This window comes from Nocardioides sp. AN3, from assembly GCF_054653495.1.
The window spans coordinates 1-301 of the sequence record NZ_BAAIGC010000103.1 but is presented as its reverse complement, the minus strand read 5'-3'; the positions used below and the strand labels follow the sequence as shown (position 1 = coordinate 301).

The 301-nt window shown below is 72.1% G+C and carries 1 pseudogene; it reads right to left on the bottom strand.

The features are described 5' to 3' along the window. Positions 1-301, bottom strand: a pseudogene (locus tag ACYQ1K_RS27985) (hypothetical protein); the annotation flags it as partial.

The following is a 301-nucleotide window of genomic DNA, read 5'->3' as shown; positions in this document are numbered from 1 at the left end:
GGTGCGCAGCCCGGCCAGTTCGTCGTCCTCGTCCTCGTCGGGGCGGGGTTGGAGGAGCCAGACGCCGCGTCGGCGGCGGGCTTGGTCTTGTCGGGCGCGTTCGGCCTCGGCGTCGAGGGCGATGACGGCGGTCTCGACGAGCCGGATCAGCCGGGCGGGGGACTCCAGGGCATGCTCGGTGACCAGGGCGTCGATCTCGCCGACTTGGTCGGGGGTGAGTGTGCGGGTCATCCGGGTGATCTTGCGGGCGATCCAGGGCTCGACCTCGAGGTGCTGCACGCGTCGCCAGAAGTCGGGGAGC